16 protein-coding genes are annotated in these 17,689 nt (G+C 55.8%); 10 read left to right on the plus strand and 6 right to left on the minus strand.

Going from position 1 to position 17,689, the window contains the following annotated elements:
* Window positions 1-105 precede the first annotated feature (105 nt).
* A complete protein-coding gene (locus FJD38_RS02140) occupies window positions 106-2,265 on the plus strand; it encodes a mechanosensitive ion channel family protein (protein WP_146383793.1) in 2,160 nt (719 codons plus the stop codon).
* A 46-nt stretch (window positions 2,266-2,311) separates the two neighbouring features.
* On the opposite strand, the gene FJD38_RS02145 is transcribed toward FJD38_RS02140, so the two are convergent.
* Window positions 2,312-3,034 carry a UTRA domain-containing protein gene (locus FJD38_RS02145; RefSeq protein WP_122784500.1) on the minus strand — a complete coding sequence of 241 codons (723 nt, stop codon included), beginning with the start codon at window positions 3,032-3,034 and terminating at the stop codon, window positions 2,312-2,314.
* A gap of 335 nt (window positions 3,035-3,369) precedes the next feature.
* Between FJD38_RS02145 and FJD38_RS02150 the strand changes: the two genes are divergently transcribed.
* The 6 genes from FJD38_RS02150 (at window position 3,370) to FJD38_RS02175 (ending at window position 8,721) form a co-directional block, all read left to right on the plus strand.
* The gene (locus FJD38_RS02150; RefSeq protein WP_146383794.1) at window positions 3,370-4,437 is read left to right on the plus strand and encodes an ABC transporter substrate-binding protein; all 1,068 of its coding nucleotides are present in this window, start codon (window positions 3,370-3,372) and stop codon (window positions 4,435-4,437) included.
* 174 nt (window positions 4,438-4,611) lie between these two features.
* Window positions 4,612-5,427, plus strand: coding sequence for an alkaline phosphatase family protein (locus tag FJD38_RS02155; RefSeq protein WP_146383795.1), 816 nt, complete (start codon window positions 4,612-4,614; stop codon window positions 5,425-5,427).
* Window positions 5,424-6,260: an ABC transporter permease gene (locus tag FJD38_RS02160; RefSeq protein ID WP_122784497.1), complete on the plus strand. Its 837-nt coding sequence runs from the start codon at window positions 5,424-5,426 to the stop codon at window positions 6,258-6,260. Before FJD38_RS02155 ends, FJD38_RS02160 begins: the two co-directional genes overlap by 4 nt.
* A complete protein-coding gene (locus FJD38_RS02165) occupies window positions 6,247-7,047 on the plus strand; it encodes an ABC transporter permease (RefSeq protein WP_122784496.1) in 801 nt (266 codons plus the stop codon). Before FJD38_RS02160 ends, FJD38_RS02165 begins: the two co-directional genes overlap by 14 nt.
* Complete coding sequence (locus tag FJD38_RS02170) at window positions 7,044-8,033, plus strand: ABC transporter ATP-binding protein (RefSeq protein WP_122784495.1); 990 nt, start codon at window positions 7,044-7,046, stop codon at window positions 8,031-8,033. Before FJD38_RS02165 ends, FJD38_RS02170 begins: the two co-directional genes overlap by 4 nt.
* 34 nt (window positions 8,034-8,067) lie before the next feature.
* Entirely contained in the window at window positions 8,068-8,721 is a 654-nt protein-coding gene (locus FJD38_RS02175; protein ID WP_146383796.1) for an HAD family hydrolase, read from the plus strand.
* A 62-nt stretch (window positions 8,722-8,783) separates the two neighbouring features.
* Here the strand turns inward: FJD38_RS02175 and FJD38_RS02180 are convergent, their stop codons facing one another.
* The gene (locus tag FJD38_RS02180; RefSeq protein ID WP_122784493.1) at window positions 8,784-9,746 is read right to left on the minus strand and encodes a zinc-binding dehydrogenase; all 963 of its coding nucleotides are present in this window, start codon (window positions 9,744-9,746) and stop codon (window positions 8,784-8,786) included.
* A gap of 139 nt (window positions 9,747-9,885) precedes the next feature.
* Here FJD38_RS02180 and FJD38_RS02185 point away from each other — a divergent pair, with 139 nt between their 5' ends.
* Window positions 9,886-11,967 (plus strand): carboxy terminal-processing peptidase, encoded by a 2,082-nt coding sequence (locus FJD38_RS02185; protein ID WP_208727485.1) that lies wholly within the window; start codon window positions 9,886-9,888, stop codon window positions 11,965-11,967.
* A gap of 69 nt (window positions 11,968-12,036) precedes the next feature.
* Here FJD38_RS02185 and FJD38_RS02190 read toward each other — a convergent pair whose 3' ends face one another.
* The 4 genes from FJD38_RS02190 to bamJ form a co-directional block, all read right to left on the minus strand.
* Complete coding sequence (locus FJD38_RS02190; RefSeq protein ID WP_122784491.1) at window positions 12,037-12,483, minus strand: SEL1-like repeat protein; 447 nt, start codon at window positions 12,481-12,483, stop codon at window positions 12,037-12,039.
* Window positions 12,484-12,852 (minus strand): hypothetical protein, encoded by a 369-nt coding sequence (locus FJD38_RS02195; protein ID WP_122784490.1) that lies wholly within the window; start codon window positions 12,850-12,852, stop codon window positions 12,484-12,486.
* Window positions 12,849-13,211 carry a helix-turn-helix domain-containing protein gene (locus FJD38_RS02200; RefSeq protein ID WP_122784489.1) on the minus strand — a complete coding sequence of 121 codons (363 nt, stop codon included), beginning with the start codon at window positions 13,209-13,211 and terminating at the stop codon, window positions 12,849-12,851. Before FJD38_RS02200 ends, FJD38_RS02195 begins: the two co-directional genes overlap by 4 nt.
* Before the next feature lie 396 nt (window positions 13,212-13,607).
* Window positions 13,608-14,345 (minus strand): BamJ family beta-barrel-assembly machinery protein, encoded by a 738-nt coding sequence (gene bamJ / locus FJD38_RS02205; protein WP_122784488.1) that lies wholly within the window; start codon window positions 14,343-14,345, stop codon window positions 13,608-13,610.
* 267 nt (window positions 14,346-14,612) lie between these two features.
* Here bamJ and FJD38_RS02210 point away from each other — a divergent pair, with 267 nt between their 5' ends.
* Together FJD38_RS02210 and FJD38_RS02215 are read left to right on the plus strand one after the other, a co-directional pair.
* A complete protein-coding gene (locus FJD38_RS02210) occupies window positions 14,613-16,427 on the plus strand; it encodes a di-heme-cytochrome C peroxidase (RefSeq protein ID WP_122784487.1) in 1,815 nt (604 codons plus the stop codon).
* Between the two features lie 39 nt (window positions 16,428-16,466).
* Window positions 16,467-17,603 carry a catalase family protein gene (locus tag FJD38_RS02215; RefSeq protein ID WP_146383797.1) on the plus strand — a complete coding sequence of 379 codons (1,137 nt, stop codon included), beginning with the start codon at window positions 16,467-16,469 and terminating at the stop codon, window positions 17,601-17,603.
* The last annotated feature ends 86 nt before the right edge of the window (window positions 17,604-17,689 follow it).

Consider the following 17,689-nt stretch of genomic DNA (forward strand, 5'->3'; position numbering starts at 1 on the left):
TAGCGGCCACATTTGCCGTCATTTATTTAAATGTGACAAGAAATGAATGATTGCGGCCCCTAGCGTACACTCGGTCAATTCGCCGCCTACGAGGTTGATCGCCCAGTGCTTTTTCGTCTTTTTACCTTCCCTTCCCTCTTGCTTGCCTGCCTGCTGACTCTGCTGCCACTGACATCAGCTCAGGCCGTTGGTATTTCCAGCATGCTCGGCGGGTCGGACAAGACCCAGTCGCAACCGACCGAACCCTTGGGCCAGTCACTGGACGAGGTGATCAAAAACCTCGAAAACGATCAACAGCGCAGCAAGCTGCTGACTGACCTGAAAAAGCTCCGCGACGCCACGAAGCAAGCCCAACCTGAAGCTGAAATTGGCGTTTTGGGACTCATCGGCAGCACGCTGTCAGACCTCGAAAAGCAGTTTTCAGGAACTGACAGCCCCACCTATCGCTGGTCCAAAGAAATCAGTCAGGCCAAAGAAGAACTTACGCAACTCATGTTGCCGGCCAATCAATGGCTGCCGATCATCTTCGCGTTTGCGCTGATCATTATGGTCTGGAGCCTGCTGGCGGCGCTGCTGATCTGGGTAAGCCACCGTGTGCGCTTGCGCTTTGGCCTGAGCGAGGAGTTGCCGCAGCACCCCAAGGCAGTCGACATGCTGCGCTTTGCCTTGCGCAAACTGGGCCCCTGGCTCGTGGCATTGGTCATCACGGTTTACGGTAGCTACGCGCTGCCCTCATCCCTGGGTAAAGACCTCGCGATGGTGCTGGCCTATGCGCTGGTGATTGGCACCTGTTTCTCGGCGATCTGTGTCATCGCCTTTTCGCTGCTAGACGGCCCGCATCGCCATCGCGCCTTGCACATCCTGCGGCATCAGGCATTTCGTCCTTTGTGGTGGATCGGCAGCTTTGCTGCATTTGGCCAGGCACTGAGCGACCCACGACTGGTCGCGACCCTGGGTGTGCATCTGGCGCACACCGCAGCCACGTTTGCGAATGTGATGGCAGCACTGTCTGCCGGATTGTTTATCATCCGGTTCCGCCGTCCCATCGCCCACCTGATCCGCAACCAACCCTTGTCGCGCCGCCTCACCCGACGCGCCTTGAGTGAGAGCATCGAGATTCTGGGCACTTACTGGTATGTGGCGGCCTTGATTCTGGTTGCCATTTCTCTGGCCGCGACCTTTATCTCGGCGGGCGACAGCAGCACCGCCCTGCGCCAGTCACTGATCTGCACCGTACTGGTTGTGCTGTGCATGGTGATCAACGGACTGGTGCGGCGCCACGCGCAAAAACCTCAACGCGGGATCAAGCGTCACGCCCTGTATTCCGAACGCCTGAAAAGCTTTGTCTACACCTTGATTCATATGGTGGTGTGGCTGGTGTTCATAGAGTTGGGGCTGCGCGTGTGGGGCATGTCGCTGATCAGTTTTACCGAGGGTGACGGCCACGAGATCAGCGTCAAACTGTTTGGACTCGCTGGCACCTTATTGTTTGCCTGGTTTATCTGGATTATTTCCGATACCGCCATCCACCATGCATTGACCCGCTCTCGCAAAGGCCTGGCCAATGCTCGCGCGCAAACCATGATGCCGCTGATTCGCAATGTCCTGTTTGCAGCCATATTCATCATTGCCCTGATTGTCGCCCTGGCCAATATGGGCATGAATGTAACGCCGCTGCTGGCAGGTGCAGGTGTGATCGGTCTGGCCATTGGTTTCGGCGCCCAATCGCTGGTGGCTGACTTGATCACCGGCCTGTTCATCATCATTGAAGACTCACTGGCGATCGATGATTACGTGGATGTAGGTGGCCATTTGGGGACAGTAGAAGGCCTGACCATTCGCACAGTGCGCCTGCGAGATATCGACGGCATTGTGCACACCATCCCGTTCAGCGAAATCAAAAGCATCAAGAACTATTCCCGCGAATTCGGCTACGCGATCTTTCGTGTGGCCATCCCTTACAACATGGAAATTGACGACGCGATCAAGTTGATGCGCGACGTGGGGCAAAAGATGCGCAGCGATCCGCTGCAACGTCGCAACATCTGGTCACCGCTGGAGATTCAGGGTGTGGAGAGTTTCGAGTCCGGCAGCGCGATTTTGCGGGCCCGCTTCAAGACTGCACCTATCAAGCAGTGGGAAGTGTCGCGGGCGTTCAATCTGTCGCTCAAACGCCATCTGGATGAAGCAGGGCTGGATTTGGCAACTCCGCGTTTGAGCGTGCAAGTGATTACTGCGGGAAGCGGTGTGTTGCAAAAGGATTGAGGGGGGGCATGACGGCACGGGCGCGTGAAGATCAGCAAGCTCGCTTCTACACGCGCGTGCCTACATCCACGCCGACATGAATCGCATCATGTCGCCAGTATTCAAGATCACAGTCGATCAGCCGATCGTGCTGGTCGTAATTGACTCGCACAATTCTCAAGCCAGGGCTTCCAGTGGACACTTTCAATGTGGCTGCCGCTTCAATGGGTAAAGCCGTAGGCACAATCTCGAAACGCACTCGACCGTAGTGCAAGTCATAATGCCGGGCGTATAACTCGGTAATTGATTGAGTGAGATCAAACCCCAGTATCTGCGGAAAGTATTGCGGGTTCAGATAATGCTCGACGTACAGCACCAGTCGACCGTCAATGCGTCGCCCCCGACAAATCTGGATCACGCTCGACAGCGCTGGCAGCTGTAAACGCTCGCACACCGCCGCCGTGGCGGGTTGCAAGCGCGCTGAAATCACTTCGGTGGTTGGCACCCGTCCCTGAGCGCTGACCATGGCGTGAAAATGACTGCGCTGCATCAGGTTGTAGGCCAGCCGTGGCGGTGACACAAACCAGCCGCGACGCTCTTCTCGATAGACCAAGCCCTCGGATTCAAGCTGCAGCAACGCCTCCCGTAGCGTAACGCGGGTGGTGGCAAACAACTCACTCAGCTTGCGTTCCGCCGGTAATTGGCTACCCCCTGCCAGCAGTCCTCGCTCTATCTGCTCTTGCAGCGTCCGGCTTATGGCTGTCACCGCCTTGGGCGCATCATCTCGCATCACTGTTACCTATCTGGACTAGTCCAGCACCAAATGTGGGCAGGCTGCGCCTGTAAATGCTTCAAATCATCGGACTATCAGCCTAGGCCGCGCAGATGACTGTTCGATGACAGCGCACCCCGGCCAACGCTTGGAGGCCAGGCCCGGTAAGGCTTTGAGCATGGTCTACGCTTAGCCAGAGCGTTGCTTTTAATGGCTTAAAGAGCTTGCACAACCCATACCGACATTAAAGTGTCATGAGCGCCCCTTAAATTGGCTCAGGTATTGCTGACCTAGACCAAACCACCGCAAAAGATCAATAAAACGCAGCGTTGAAAACGCCCAAGGAGCTTCGGATGAAACAGTTTTTCCTGGCATCACTGTTAGGCACGAGCATCGCCCTTTGCACCTCGGCCATGGCCGCCGACGTTGACCTGCAAGCCCTCGAAACCGCTGCAAAAGCCGAAGGTGCAGTGAACAGTGTCGGCATGCCCGATGACTGGGCCAACTGGAAAGCCACGTGGACAGATCTGGAAAAAAAATACGGCCTCAAACACATGGACACCGACATGAGCTCGGCTCAAGAAGTGGCCAAGTTTGATGCAGAGAAAGACAACGCCAGCGCCGATATCGGTGACGTCGGCGCGGCATTCGGCCCGATTGCGGTGGCCAAGGGCGTTACCCAGCCATACAAACCGACCACCTGGGATCAAATCCCGGACTGGGCCAAGGACAAGGATGGCAACTGGGCATTGGCTTACACCGGCACCATTGCTTTTATCGTCAACAAAAAACTGCTGCATGGTTCTGAAGTCCCGACCAAGTGGGCTGACTTGGTGAAAGGCAAATATAAGGTGTCCATCGGTGACGTCAGCACTGCCGCTCAAGCCTCCAACGGCGTTCTGGCTGCCGCGATTGCCAAGGGGGGGAGCGAATTGAACATCCAGCCTGCGCTACTGATGTTCGCTGATATCGCCAAACAGAGGCGTCTCTCATTGGCCAACCCGACCATTGCAACCATGGAAAAGGGCGAAGTAGAGGTGGGTGTGGTTTGGGATTTCAATGGTCTGAGCTACAAGGCCAAGATGGCGAACCCGGATGACTACGTGGTGCTGATTCCTTCTGACGGTACTGTGATTTCGGGTTACACCACCATCATCAACAAATACGCGAAGCACCCGAATGCAGCCAAATTGACCCGCGAATTTATCTTCAGCGATGCAGGGCAAATCAACCTGGCCAACGGCAATGCCCGACCTATTCGCGCAGAACACCTCACGTTGCCGCCTGAAGTACAGGCCAAGCTGCTGCCGAACGAGCAATACAAAAACGTGACGCCAATCAAAGACGCTGCTGCGTGGGAAAAAACCTCCAAAGCGCTACCGCAACTGTGGCAGGACCAAGTCATTATCCAAATGAATTAAACGAGTGATCCCGTAGCAGCTGCCGCAGGCGGCGTCCGGCGGCATGGCCAGCGTAAATTCATTCACGGTTCAGACCGTGATAATTGGGTCTACGATCGCTGCGCAATCGGACGCAGCCTGCGGTAGCTGCTACGGGTCAGACGAGCCATATCCAGCTTGTTCGCGGAGTCGCACATGAAACACAAGGTCATTCTGGTGGTTCTCGACGGTCTGAATTACACCGTCGCCAATCATGCCATGGGGCATTTGCAGGCGTACGTGGGTGCCGGGCGCGCCGCCTTGTACACACTCACGTGTGAACTCCCCGCCCTGTCCCGCCCGCTCTACGAGTGCATCCTGACCGGTGTAACGCCCATCGAAAGCGGCATTGTGCACAACCATATTTCTCGTCTGTCTCATCAGCGCAGCGTGTTTCACTACGCCCGAGAGGCCGGTTTAAGCACGGCGGCTGCGGCGTATCACTGGATAAGCGAACTGTACAACCGCTCACCTTTTATCGCCGCACGCGACCGTCACACGCAAGACAGCGACTTGCCCATCCAGTACGGGCATTTTTACTGGAGCGATCACTACCCCGACTCACACCTGTTCGCAGACGCCGAACACTTGCGCGTCAACCACACACCGGATTTTCTGCTGGTTCATCCCATGAACATCGACGATGCCGGTCACAAACACGGCCTGGACTCGGCGCAATACCGCAACAGCGCCCGCTCTGCCGACATTATTCTGGCCGACTACCTCCAGGGTTGGCTGCTCGCAGGCTATCAAGTGCTGATCACCGCCGACCACGGCATGAACAACGACCGATCGCACAACGGTTTGCTGCCCGAAGAGCGTGAAGTGCCCCTGTTTGTGCTGGGTGATGCCTTCAGCCTGAACCCCGACGTCATGCCTAAACAAACTGAACTGTGCGGCACTGTGTGCGAGTTGCTTGGCATCGCCCACGATAAACCGTTGTGCCGTGATTTACTGAGGCCCGCGCCATGACCCGCGGAAAATGGTTAGCGCTATTGTGCCTGGTGCCCTTCGCGGTGTTTTTTATCCTGTTCCAAATCGCCCCACTGTTCTGGGTACTGATACACAGTGTGCAATCTGAAGAAAGCGGTTGGGGACTGGCTAACTTCAGCAAAATTTTCAGTTCAAAGTTTTATCTTCAAGCCATCCAGCACAGCCTTGAGATCAGCTTTTGGTCCAGCCTGTTCGGCATTGTGATTGCCGTGCTGGGCAGTTACTCGCTGCGCAAAGTAGATTCGCGGTTGCGCAACTTCGTTAACGCTTTCGCCAATATGACCAGCAACTTCTCGGGCGTCCCACTGGCGTTCGCGTTCATCATCCTGCTGGGGTTTAACGGCAGCATCACGATCATGCTTAAACAGGCAGGCATCATCGAGGACTTCAACCTTTACTCGAAAACCGGTCTGATCATTCTCTACACCTACTTCCAGATCCCACTCGGCGTATTGCTGCTGTACCCGGCATTTGATGCGCTGCGCGAAGACTGGCGCGAATCAGCTTCGTTACTGGGTGCTAGCAGTTGGCAGTTCTGGCGCCATATCGGACTGCCCGTCCTGACACCCGCCCTGCTGGGCACATTTGTGATTTTGCTGGCTAACGCCCTGGGCGCCTACGCCACGGTGTATGCCTTGACCACCGGCAATTTCAACGTACTGCCGATCCGCATTGCGGCCATGGTGTCGGGAGATATCAGCCTGGACCCTAATATGGCCAGCGCCCTGGCGGTGATTTTGGTGGGGTTGATGACCTTGGTCACGTTGGTGCATCAATGGCTGTTAAAGAGGAGCTACCATGTCGCGCGCTGAAGCCCCAACCGCCAGCGTTTACCACCGTAGCGTGGTTTACCTGCTGTTTCTCATCTTGCTATTGCCCCTGCTTGGCACGCTGATCTACTCAATCTCCAGCAGTTGGTCGGCGACCATTCTGCCCAGTGGATTCAGCTTCAAGTGGTACAGCCAATTGTGGAGCGACCCGCGCTTTTTATCCGCCTTCGGTCGCTCATTACTGGTTTGCGTCGGCGCACTGGTGCTGTCCGTGGTGCTGATTCTGCCGTTGCTGTTTGTGGTCCATTACCACTTCCCCAAACTCGACGCGCTGATGAATATCCTCATCCTGCTGCCGTTCGCGGTACCGCCTGTTGTCTCCTCAGTCGGCTTGCTGCAACTGTATGGCTCCGGGCCGATGGCAATGGTCGGCACTCCCTGGATCCTGATCGGTTGCTACTTCACCATCGCCCTCCCCTTCATGTACCGGGCTATCACCAACAACCTGCAAGCCATTCACCTGCGAGACCTGATGGACGCGGCCCAATTGCTCGGTGCCAACACCTGGCAAGCCGCATTTCTGGTGGTTTTGCCTAACCTGCGCAAAGGCTTGCTGGTAGCGCTGTTGCTGTCATTTTCGTTCCTGTTCGGCGAATTTGTGTTCGCCAACATTCTGGTGGGCACCCGCTATGAAACCTTGCAGGTGTTCCTCAATAACATGCGTAACAGCAGCGGCCATTTCACCAGTGCACTGGTGATCTCGTACTTCCTCTTTGTACTGGTGCTGACTTGGGTTGCCACCTTCCTGAACAAGGACAAAAGCCAATGAGCTTCGTCAGCGTCGAACATTTGCAAAAAACTTATTCTGCGACCCCGGTATTCAGCGATATCAATTTCACCATCAGCAAGGGCGAATTTGTCACCCTGCTTGGCCCCTCGGGGTGCGGCAAATCAACCCTGTTGCGCTGTATCGCCGGGTTAACCCCGGTGGATGCCGGCCAAATCCTGCTGGAGGGTCAGGACATCGTTCCACTGAGCCCACAAAAGCGCGACATCGGCATGGTGTTTCAGAGTTACGCGCTGTTCCCCAACATGAGCGTCGAGCAAAACGTGGCCTTCGGCTTGCGCATGCAGAAAGTCAGCGCCAACGACACCCAAAAACGCGTAGCAGAGGTGTTGCAGCTCGTAGAACTGAACGACTTTGCCACGCGCTATCCTCATCAACTCTCAGGGGGCCAATGTCAACGTGTTGCCTTGGCACGTTCGCTGGTGACACGACCGCGCCTGTTATTGCTCGATGAGCCGCTGTCAGCCCTGGATGCGCGTATTCGTAAACATTTGCGCGAGCAAATTCGGGCTATTCAACGTGAATTGGGCTTGACGACGATTTTCGTCACCCACGATCAAGAAGAAGCGCTGGTCATGAGCGATCGCATCTTTTTGATGAATCAGGGCCGCATCGTGCAGAGCGGCAATGCGCAAAGCCTCTACGCTGCCCCGGTGGATGTGTTTGCCGCAGGGTTCATCGGCAACTACAACTTGCTGGACGTCGACGCCGCCAGCCGGCTCTTGCAACACCCGGTAAGCAGCCGGATTGCGATTCGTCCTGAAACCCTTGGGCTCAGCCTGCACGGCGAACCCGACACGCTGATTCTCAGTCATAGCCTGCTGGGCAATGTGATTCGCTATCGCGTCGAGGTGCGAGGCGTCGAACTGCTGGTGGACGTGCTTAACCGCTCACCGGCCGACTTGTACCCAGATGGGCAGCGTGTGTCGCTTTCCATCGATAACAGCACGCTGTGTGAGGTAGCCTGATGCTTTTGAAGTCGCAGAAAAGGGAGTTGGACTGATGGCCCTGGCAATTTTTGATCTGGATGAAACCTTGATTCACGGTGATTGCGCCACGTTGTGGAGCGAGCAAATGGGTCGCCTGGGGTGGGTCGATTCTGAATCCTTCATGAGGTGCAACAACGAGCTAATGGAGTACTACAGCCAAGGCAAGCTGAAAATGGAAGAGTATATGGCCTTTAGCCTTGAGCCCTTGATCGGCCGCACGCCAGAAGAAGTGGCGCATCTGGTGGGGCCGTGGGTTGAAGACTTCATCGAACCGATCATTTTCAGTGACGCCTGCAAAACCATTGCCGCGCACCGCAAGAAGGGCGACCGGATTCTGGTCATTTCGGCGTCGGGAACGCACTTGGTCAAACCGATTGCCGAACGCTTGGGCATCGATGAAGTGTTGGGGATTGAGCTTGAAGTCGAACACGGCGTGTACACCGGCAAAACCGTGGGAACCCTCACTTACCGCGAAGGTAAAATCACACGACTGCTGGAATGGCTAGACGCTGAAGAAGAAAACCTTGAAGGGGCCAGCTTTTACTCAGACTCACGCAACGACTTACCGTTGCTGCTCAAAGTGGATTATCCAAACGTGGTCAACCCGGACCCGGTTTTACGTGAACACGCAGAAAAAGCCGGGTGGCCGATCCATTATTGGCAGTAACACTTTACCCCTTTCACTGCCCGAGCCTGTGGCAGTGAAAGGGGCGTATTCATTACAACGGGTTAAACCAGCGTTTCGTCAATGACCAACACCAGCTTGCCCGAGACTTGATTGCTGGCCAATTCGGCAAAGGCTTCCTGGGCCTGCTCAATCGGGTAAGTCTTGGCCAATTGCGGGCTTAACCGCCCCTCAGTGAACAACGGCCACACTTGCTGGCCCAGGTCACTGAGCAAATCAGCCTTGAACTGATCACTACGACTGCGCAGCGTCGAACCCAGCAATTGAATACGCTTGCCCAACACCAACGCCAAATCCAGCTCGGCCTTGCGCCCACCCATCAAACCAATGAGCACCCAACGGCCGTCCAGCGCCAGCAATTTGAGGTTGTCCTGAACATAGTTGGCACCCACAGGGTCCAGCACCACATCAAACGGCCCCAAGGCCTTGAGGCTGTCCAGCCCTTCTGTGCGTAATGCTCCACCTTGAGCCCCTAGCGCTTCGCAGTAAGCCAAACGCTCGGCCGAGCCAACGCTCACCCAGCACGGGCTACCAAACGCCTTGCACAGCTGAATGGCGGCTGAACCAACACCACTGGCCCCAGCATGCAGCAAAACTTTTTCGCCGGGCTTAAGGCCCGCCAATTGAAACAGGTTCAACCACGCAGTGGTGTACACCTCGGGCAGCGCAGCGGCTTCTTGTAACGACAAGCCATCCGGCACAGGCAACGCGTGACGGCCATCGACCACCACTTCCTCGGCCATGCCCCCCCCTGCCAACAGCGCGCAAACACGGTCGCCGACTTGCCATGCCGACCCCGGCCCCACTTCGCTGACAATACCCGAGCACTCCAGCCCCAGCATTTGACTGGCCCCTGGCGGGGGCGGATACAAGCCCGCGCTTTGTAACAAATCAGCCCGATTAAGCCCGGCAGCCGCTACACGAATCCGGATTTGCCCTACATCACAGGTGGGGCTTGGCTCTTCTACCCACTTCACTAGACCTTCAACGCCTTGCAATGCTTTCACAGTGCCTCCATAGTGAGTCTGGACTGAGCCCGGCGCTGAAGCACCGGGCTTTTTGCATTATGCGACCGGTCCTTGATGGAACCGGCGACTTCAAAGACGGCCTAATATGCGTTATCAATTGCCCCCGCGTCGAATCAGCATGAAGCATTTATTCCCTAGCACCGCACTTGCCCTCTTCATTGGCCTTGGCGTTTTGCCGTTTTCGGCTAATTCGTTCGCCGCTAACAGTTGGGATAACCTTCAGCCCGATCGTGATGAGGTGATTGCCAGTCTTAACGTCGTTGAGCTGCTCAAGCGCCATCATTACAGCAAGCCCCCACTGGATGACACACGCTCCGCCATCATCTATGACAGCTACTTGAAGCTGCTTGATCCATCGCGCAGTTATTTCCTGGCCAGCGATATTGCCGAATTCGACAAATGGAAATTCCAGTTTGACGACTTCCTCAAAAGCGGCGATCTCAACCCCGGCTTCATCATCTACAAGCGCTATCTGGATCGCGTTAAGTCGCGTCTGGACTTTGCCCTTGCCGAGCTGAACAAAGGCGTTGATTCGTTCGATTTCACGGCCAAGGAAACCCTGGAGATCGACCGCAAGGACGCTCCGTGGCTCACCAGTGAAGCCCAACTCAACGACCTGTGGCGCAAGCGAATCAAAGATGAAGTTCTGCGCCTGAAAATCGCCGGCAAAGAGCCTGCGAAAATTCAGGAGCTGCTGACCAAGCGCTACAAGAACCAACTGTCGCGTCTTGATCAGACCCGCAGCGAAGACATCTTCCAGGCCTATATCAACACGTTCGCCATGTCTTACGATCCGCACACCAACTATCTGTCACCAGACAGTGCGGAAAACTTCGACATCAACATGAGCCTGTCGCTGGAAGGCATTGGCGCGGTGTTGCAGAGCGATAACGACCAGGTCAAGGTGGTGCGACTGGTGCCTGCCGGCCCGGCCGACAAGACTAAACAGGTGGCTCCGGCTGACAAGATCATCGGCGTTGCCCAAGGCGACAAAGAGATGGTCGACGTCATCGGCTGGCGTCTGGACGAAGTGGTCAAACTGATTCGTGGGCCTAAAGGCTCTGTCGTGCGCCTGGAGATAATTCCGGCGAGCAACGCACCGAATGACCAGACCAGCAAGATCGTGTCCATCACCCGCGAAGCGGTGAAGCTTGAAGAGCAGGCGGCGAAAAAGTCGATCCTGAACCTCAAGCAGGATGGCAAGAACTACAAACTGGGTGTGATTGAAATTCCAGCGTTCTATCTGGACTTCAAAGCGTTCCGTGCGGGCGACCCGAATTACAAGAGCACCACCCGCGACGTTAAAAAGCTGCTGACCGAATTGCAGAAAGAAAAAGTCGATGGCGTAATTATCGACCTGCGCAATAACGGTGGCGGTTCGCTGCAAGAAGCGACCGAGCTGACCAGTCTGTTTATCGACAAGGGCCCAACCGTGCTGGTGCGTAATGCAGACGGCAAAGTCGATGTGCTTGAAGATGAAAACCCGGGGGCGTTCTACAAAGGCCCGATGGCATTGCTGGTCAATCGCTTGTCGGCCTCGGCTTCAGAGATTTTTGCCGGTGCGATGCAGGACTACCACCGCGCATTGATTATCGGTGGCCAGACCTTCGGCAAAGGGACGGTGCAAACCATCCAGCCCCTGAATCATGGCGAGCTGAAGCTGACACTGGCCAAGTTCTACCGGGTTTCTGGCCAGAGTACTCAGCATCAGGGCGTTCTGCCTGACATCGCCTTCCCGTCGATTATCGACACCAAGGAAATCGGTGAAAGCGCACTGCCCGAGGCCATGCCGTGGGACACCATTCGCCCCGCGATCAAGCCTGCATCTGACCCGTTCAAGCCTTTCATCAATCAACTCAAAGCTGAGCACGATGCACGGGTGACCAAAGATGCCGAGTTCATCTTCATCCGCGACAAGCTGGCCCTGGCCGAGAAATTGATGGCCGAAAAAACGGTCAGCCTGAACGAAGCAGAACGTCGTGCTCAGCATGCTGATATTGATGCCAAGCAGTTGGTGATGGAGAACGCCCGCCGTCAGGCTAAAGGCGAAGCGCCGCTCAAGGAAATGAAAAAAGAAGACGAAGATGCATTGCCGGTCGAGCCTGAAAAGACCAAACCGGAAGATGACGCCTACCTGAGTGAGACCGGGCGCATTCTGCTGGACTACCTCAAGCTGACTTCACAAGTCGCCAAGAAGTAAGAAAGCCAGCATCAAGATGTAAAAAGGGCGGGCCGCGTAATGCGGCCCGCCCTTTTTATTGCCTTACGGTTAAACCTGATAGTGCGCGGCCAGCTTCGGGTCGGCCAGCAAACCGGGACCACCCAGCCGATAAAGCTCAACCAGCCTGAGGGCCGCCAACGGATGCCCGGCATTTCTCGCCATCGTCCACCAGCGCACGGCTGCACCCGCATCTGGCCCGTGCACAACGGTGCCTGCCAGACTGAAAGCGCCTAATTGGTAGGCAGCCTTTGCATCGCCTCCCAAAGCCGCCAGATGCAACAAACGGACGCCCTCTTCAGCTGCACCCGGCCCTTCACCGCGAAAGGCTAGAACATGGCCGTAAAAGCTTTGAGCGCGGGTATCACCCAGGCTTGCCATCCGCGAAAACTGCCCTTCCATCCACCGCCAGAGATAGGGCTGACGAACGCACCAAGCGCGGCGGAAAAATGTGCGCGCCACGCTATAGCAACAACGTGCCCTCAGCCTCCATAACACTCAAACCGCCTCAGTTTCGTAGGCAAATTCAAATACCCGCACCACTTCACTCGCGTGCCACGATGCAGCTGCAACACCATCCGGCGGCCCCGAGAAACGCCCCAGCCGCTCTACACACTCAAAAAACCCTGTGCGCGGTAAACGGCTAGCCCCTTGGCTGATGACCAGCGAACTGCGCAATGGCTGATCGGCTTTCACATCCATAGCAGCCAAATGTTCCAGAGCCGCAGTCAGTGTGAGCATCGCCGGGCTTGGCAATTGCAAACGCTCCAGCAGTGCGCGATACGTCAATAAATGGCGCTGTCGACGCGCTTGATCCAGCTCAGCCAGTAACCCATCCCAGTGTTGACGACTGATGCGTACGTTCATTTTCCTTCCCTCCAGCCTGGTAAACCCAGCTCCCAGGCCAAGCTACGACGAATGGCAAGGTCGGGTAGACGCTCACCGGCTTCGATCATTTCCAGATAAGAAGGGCTAATGCCTACAGTCCGTGCCAGCGCTTCAAGGGCTAGACCCTTGGTTTCACGCAAACCTCGCAACTGATCGAGCCCTGGTGGCATCTGAGCAGGTTCATCAGATGTTGATCGCTCGGCATCAGGGGCGTGCAACACTTCGCTGGCAGTTGGTAATTCCTGAACACCTGCAGCCTTGAGCAGCGCCTGATAGCTTTCCCATGACAAAACCGCGTATTCGGGTTCGCCATTACGTTTGATAACTTGCAGATCCATTACTAAACCCCGTCAGAATTTTAAGCAAATTGAGTCGGAACTTTCCCTAGAAGCTTAATCCTATCAGTCGCCAAGGTCTCTGGGGTTTTTGATGTGAAACGCAAGTTTCATACTGAAACGCTAAAAACAGGGGGAAGAGGGGTAAATGTTATCCACACAAATTGTGGATAACCTTGTGAACAGAGCCGATTTTTACGGCTGAAAGGCACGTTCTGTAAGGGCTGCGCTCAAATCGGGCATTTTTTACACACATAAAAAAACCCATAAATTCATTGACTTGCCAGTCAACAACCACTAAGTGCGGGACATTGCGCTCCGCCCTCAGGGAAACGGGTCAAAAATCGGCACACATAAAAACGCCCCGTCGAGACGGGGCGTCAGGTGTACGTAAACGACTTACTGGGCAGCAGCTTGTGGAGCAGCAGCGTCTTGCTCAGCTTTTGCAGGGTCTTTGATACCCAGCAGTTCCAGATCGAATACCAGCACCGAGTTGGCCGGGATAGCCGGGCTTGGGCTTTGCGCGCCATAAGCCAGCTCGCTAGGAATGTACAGCTTGTACTTCTCACCCACGTGCATCAGTTGCAGACCTTCGACCCAACCCGGGATCACGCCGCTAACCGGCAGGTCAATCGGGCTGCCGCGCTCAACCGAGCTGTCGAACACCTTGCCATCGATCAGTTTGCCTTCGTAGTGAACGGTCACCACGTCAGTTGCTTTAGGCTGAGGGCCGTCGGCTTTTTTGATCACTTCGTATTGCAGGCCCGAAGCCGTGGTAACAACACCGGCTTTCTTGGCATTTTCTTCGAGGAATTTTTTGCCTGCAGTAGAGGCTTCTTCGCTCATTTTGGTCAAACGCTCTTCAGCACGCTTTTGCAGCGCTGCGAAAGCTTCGATCAGTTCGTCATCCTTCAGCTTTTGCTCTTTCTTGCCAACGGCATCTTCGATACCCAGAGCAACAGCTTTGGAGTCCAGATCGTCCATGCCTTCTTGAGCCAGGCTTTTACCCATGTTCAGGCCAATGCCGTAAGAGGCTTTTTGCGCCGGGGTTTTCAGCTCTACGCTGGTCTGCGAATCACAACCCGCCAGTACCAGACTTACCAGGGCAACAGCTGCCGCCAACCGATGCTGTTTCATGCTATTTCCTTGTTCATGCGCCAAATGGGCAATCGAATAAAGCCGCGAGCTTATCAGGCGGCCGCGACCAATGGCTACCGGCATGAGAGCCACAAAGCACAGATAAGTTCATGCCTAAAAGACAATTCATAAATACAGCAACCTTTGCTTACACACCTGACAACCTGTCAAGACTAGCACTCTTCATGCACAGGAGACTCATGGCTACTTGATGCCAGAAAGAACCTGGGGCATAAGACTGTAAAAATTCTTACATGGAGCGTTACTGTGCGTGTGTTTTACCGGGTTTTTCTGATGTTGTTAGTGGCTCTAGGTGCCCTCATAGGCCTGATCCTCTATTTCACCGCCCACCCCAAACTGCCCGAATACACGGTGCCGCAGCAGCTGCATTATCAGGATCAGTGGAGTGCTGCAGATCGCCAGATTTATTACTACACCCCTCAAGGGACTCAAGTTAAAGGTCTGCGCTATAACTGGTTCACTGCCCTGGAACTGCCTTTCTCTGAACAACCGTTTGCAGCGCCTGACTATCTGGCCAGGTTTGGTTTTCTGGTGGATCCACAGCAAAAAGCCAGTGCCGCCAACCCGGGCAATTTGCCCGTAGGTTTTACACGCCATCAAAATCCAGACAGCAATGTCGAGTATCTGGACATAACCTGTGCGGCCTGCCACACCGGCGAACTGCGCTACAAGGGCCAAGCCCTGCGTGTCGATGGCGCCCCCGCACAGCATGTACTCCCCTCCAGCGTGCCGACCTTGCGCGGAGGCAGCTTTGGCCAGGCGTTGGTTGCCAGTCTGGCCGCAACGTATTACAACCCGTGGAAGTTCGAACGCTTCGCTCGCCATGTATTGGGCGACAACTACGACGAGCAGCACCAGCAGTTGCGCGCTGAGTTCAAGGCATCGCTGAACACCTTTCTCGCAGTGGCCTGGAACGACACCCATCGCGGGTTGTACCCGACCCTTGAAGGGCCTGGGCGGACCGATGCATTCGGGCGTATCGCCAATGCCAGCTTTGGTGACGCCATTACCCCGGACAACTATCGCGTCGCCAACGCCCCAGTTGATTACCCGCACTTGTGGGACATGTGGACGTTTGATTGGGTGCAATGGAACGCGTCAGCCAAGCAGCCCATGGCCCGCAATATCGGGGAAGCGCTGGGGGTGGGTGCCACCCTCAACTTTTTCGACAGCCACGGCCAGCCCCTGCAAGGCGACGCACGCTACCCTTCCAGCGTGCGAGTGCATGATTTGCACCTCATCGAAGAAACGTTGCAACGGCTCAAACCGCCGGTTTGGCCAGAAACACTCTTCGGTCAGATCGACCGCCCCCTGGCCGCAAAAGGCCGTGCTCTCTTTGCGCAGAACTGCGCCGCGTGTCACGTGCCGCCCGTCAAAGACGAAAACGGCCGCCAGGTACAACAGCTGCGAGTCATTCCTTTGGAGGTGATTGGCACAGACCCTAACAGTGCGAACAATATTGCCGATAACCGTTATGACGTCAGTGCCCTGCAATGGGACCCTGCCGAGCTGGCAAACCTCAATGTCGATCTGGTTCCCGCCAGCGACGAACCTCTGAACCTGCATTCTCTGTCAGTGGCCAAAGGCCTTGCCTACATCACCGCCTTTGTAGAAAAGCATGCGTATGCTCAGGCCGGGATCGACCCCCAAGAGCAAGCACGCCTCAATGGCTATGGTTTGCCTATTGCGGTTCAGGAAGTTCGCGGCTACAAGGCCCGCCCGCTGGAAGGCATCTGGGCGACTGCGCCGTTCTTGCACAACGGCTCAGTGCCCACGCTGTATCAACTGCTCTCACCTCAATCTGAGCGGGACGAGACGTTTTACCGCGGCAGTTTTGAATACGATCCGCGCCATCTGGGTTATCACACCGAAGCGTTTGACGGTGGCTTTGTTCTCGACACGCGAATCAGCGGCAACCACAACAGCGGTCATGAATTCCGCGCCGGCCCACGTGGCAACGGCGTGATTGGTCGTCTGCTGCAACCCGAAGAGCGCTGGGCATTGCTGGAGTATTTGAAAGTACTCGGCGGACCGCTGGAACAACAGTTGCCATCCCTATGAAGTGCCACGCCTTATCGTGCCCGCTAAAAGGAAGTATTCATGCTCACTAAACTTTGGCTTCGTCTCGGCACCTGGCTGGGCAAACTTGTGCTAACGCTGATTGCGCTGGGCCTGATCGGCTGGGCGCTGGCCACCGGCTGGTTCGCGTGGCACCACCGCGGCCCGGTGTCCGCTCAGGAAGAAATCCCGGCGGGCGAAGCCGCCATGACTCAAGACATTCTGCAAACCGCCATCAAAATAGTGGATCAACATCGCGACAACACACGCTATCTGCGTGACGCTCATGCCAAAGCTCACGGATGCGTAAAAGCAGAAGTCGCGGTGCTGCAAAACCTTGATCCGACACTGCGCCAGGGGGTTTTCGCAGAACCGGGTAAAACCTGGCAAGCCGTCATGCGCCTGTCCAATGGCAACGCCTACCCGCAATTTGACAGCCTGCGCGATGCCCGGGGCATGGCCCTTAAATTGCTGGACGTGCCCGGTACTCAGCTTATGCCGAGCCAGCACGGACGTAGCGAGCAGGATTTTGTGATGTTCAACCATCCCAATTTCTTTGTCAGCGATGTAGCTGAATACCGCCAGAACATCGGCGCGCAAGCTGATGGTCAGAAAGTGATGGCGTTCTTCCCGTCCCCGGACCCTCGCAGCTGGCAGATCCGCCACTTGTTTATCGCTTTGGCCACGCTGGCGCCGCCCCCTCCAAGTCCGACCCAAACCACATACTTTTCGGTCTCGCCCTACAAATTTGGTGCAGCCAATGCCAAATACCGGGTAGCGCCTGACCCTGACAGTTGCCCCGCCTACACCCTGCCCGCACAAAATGAAGCACTGCCCAACTTCTTGCGCAGCGCATTGAACCAGCAGCTTTCAAGGGATCGCGTGCCGGCCTGTTTTGTACTGCAAATTCAACGACAGAATGCCAACCGTTATATGCCGATTGAAGACACCAGCATCGAGTGGAAAGAGTCGGATGCACCGTTTGAAACGGTAGCCAGGGTCACGATTCCCGCTCAAGACTTCGACACCCCTGGCGAGAATCTGGCGTGTGACAACCTGTCTTTCAACCCCTGGCACGGGATTAAGGAGCATCAACCGATTGGTGGAATCAACCGGCTGCGTAAAGCGGTGTATGAAGCGGTCAGCCAATACCGACATGCACGAAACGCAGAGCAGTGACCGGTACATTAACCCTGCGTGGGGCGCATAAAAAGGCTTGCGCCCTCGTGATCAGTTCAATACGTGATCACGGTGACGCAAGCCTT

The organism is Pseudomonas saxonica, from assembly GCF_007858365.1.
Classification (GTDB): Bacteria; Pseudomonadota; Gammaproteobacteria; order Pseudomonadales; family Pseudomonadaceae; genus Aquipseudomonas; species Aquipseudomonas saxonica.

Coding starts and splice junctions, on each gene's coding strand:
- FJD38_RS02155 (WP_146383795.1), top strand. CDS start 4,612: ATGAAACACAAGGTCATTCTGGTGGTTCTCGACGGTCTGAATTACACC.
- FJD38_RS02165 (WP_122784496.1), top strand. CDS start 6,247: ATGTCGCGCGCTGAAGCCCCAACCGCCAGCGTTTACCACCGTAGCGTG.
- FJD38_RS02170 (WP_122784495.1), top strand. CDS start 7,044: ATGAGCTTCGTCAGCGTCGAACATTTGCAAAAAACTTATTCTGCGACC.
- FJD38_RS02215 (WP_146383797.1), top strand. CDS start 16,467: ATGCTCACTAAACTTTGGCTTCGTCTCGGCACCTGGCTGGGCAAACTT.
- FJD38_RS02185 (WP_208727485.1), top strand. CDS start 9,886: ATGAAGCATTTATTCCCTAGCACCGCACTTGCCCTCTTCATTGGCCTT.
- FJD38_RS02160 (WP_122784497.1), top strand. CDS start 5,424: ATGACCCGCGGAAAATGGTTAGCGCTATTGTGCCTGGTGCCCTTCGCG.
- FJD38_RS02195 (WP_122784490.1), bottom strand. CDS start 12,852: ATGAACGTACGCATCAGTCGTCAACACTGGGATGGGTTACTGGCTGAG.
- FJD38_RS02150 (WP_146383794.1), top strand. CDS start 3,370: ATGAAACAGTTTTTCCTGGCATCACTGTTAGGCACGAGCATCGCCCTT.
- FJD38_RS02200 (WP_122784489.1), bottom strand. CDS start 13,211: ATGGATCTGCAAGTTATCAAACGTAATGGCGAACCCGAATACGCGGTT.
- bamJ (WP_122784488.1), bottom strand. CDS start 14,345: ATGAAACAGCATCGGTTGGCGGCAGCTGTTGCCCTGGTAAGTCTGGTA.
- FJD38_RS02145 (WP_122784500.1), bottom strand. CDS start 3,034: ATGCGAGATGATGCGCCCAAGGCGGTGACAGCCATAAGCCGGACGCTG.
- FJD38_RS02175 (WP_146383796.1), top strand. CDS start 8,068: ATGGCCCTGGCAATTTTTGATCTGGATGAAACCTTGATTCACGGTGAT.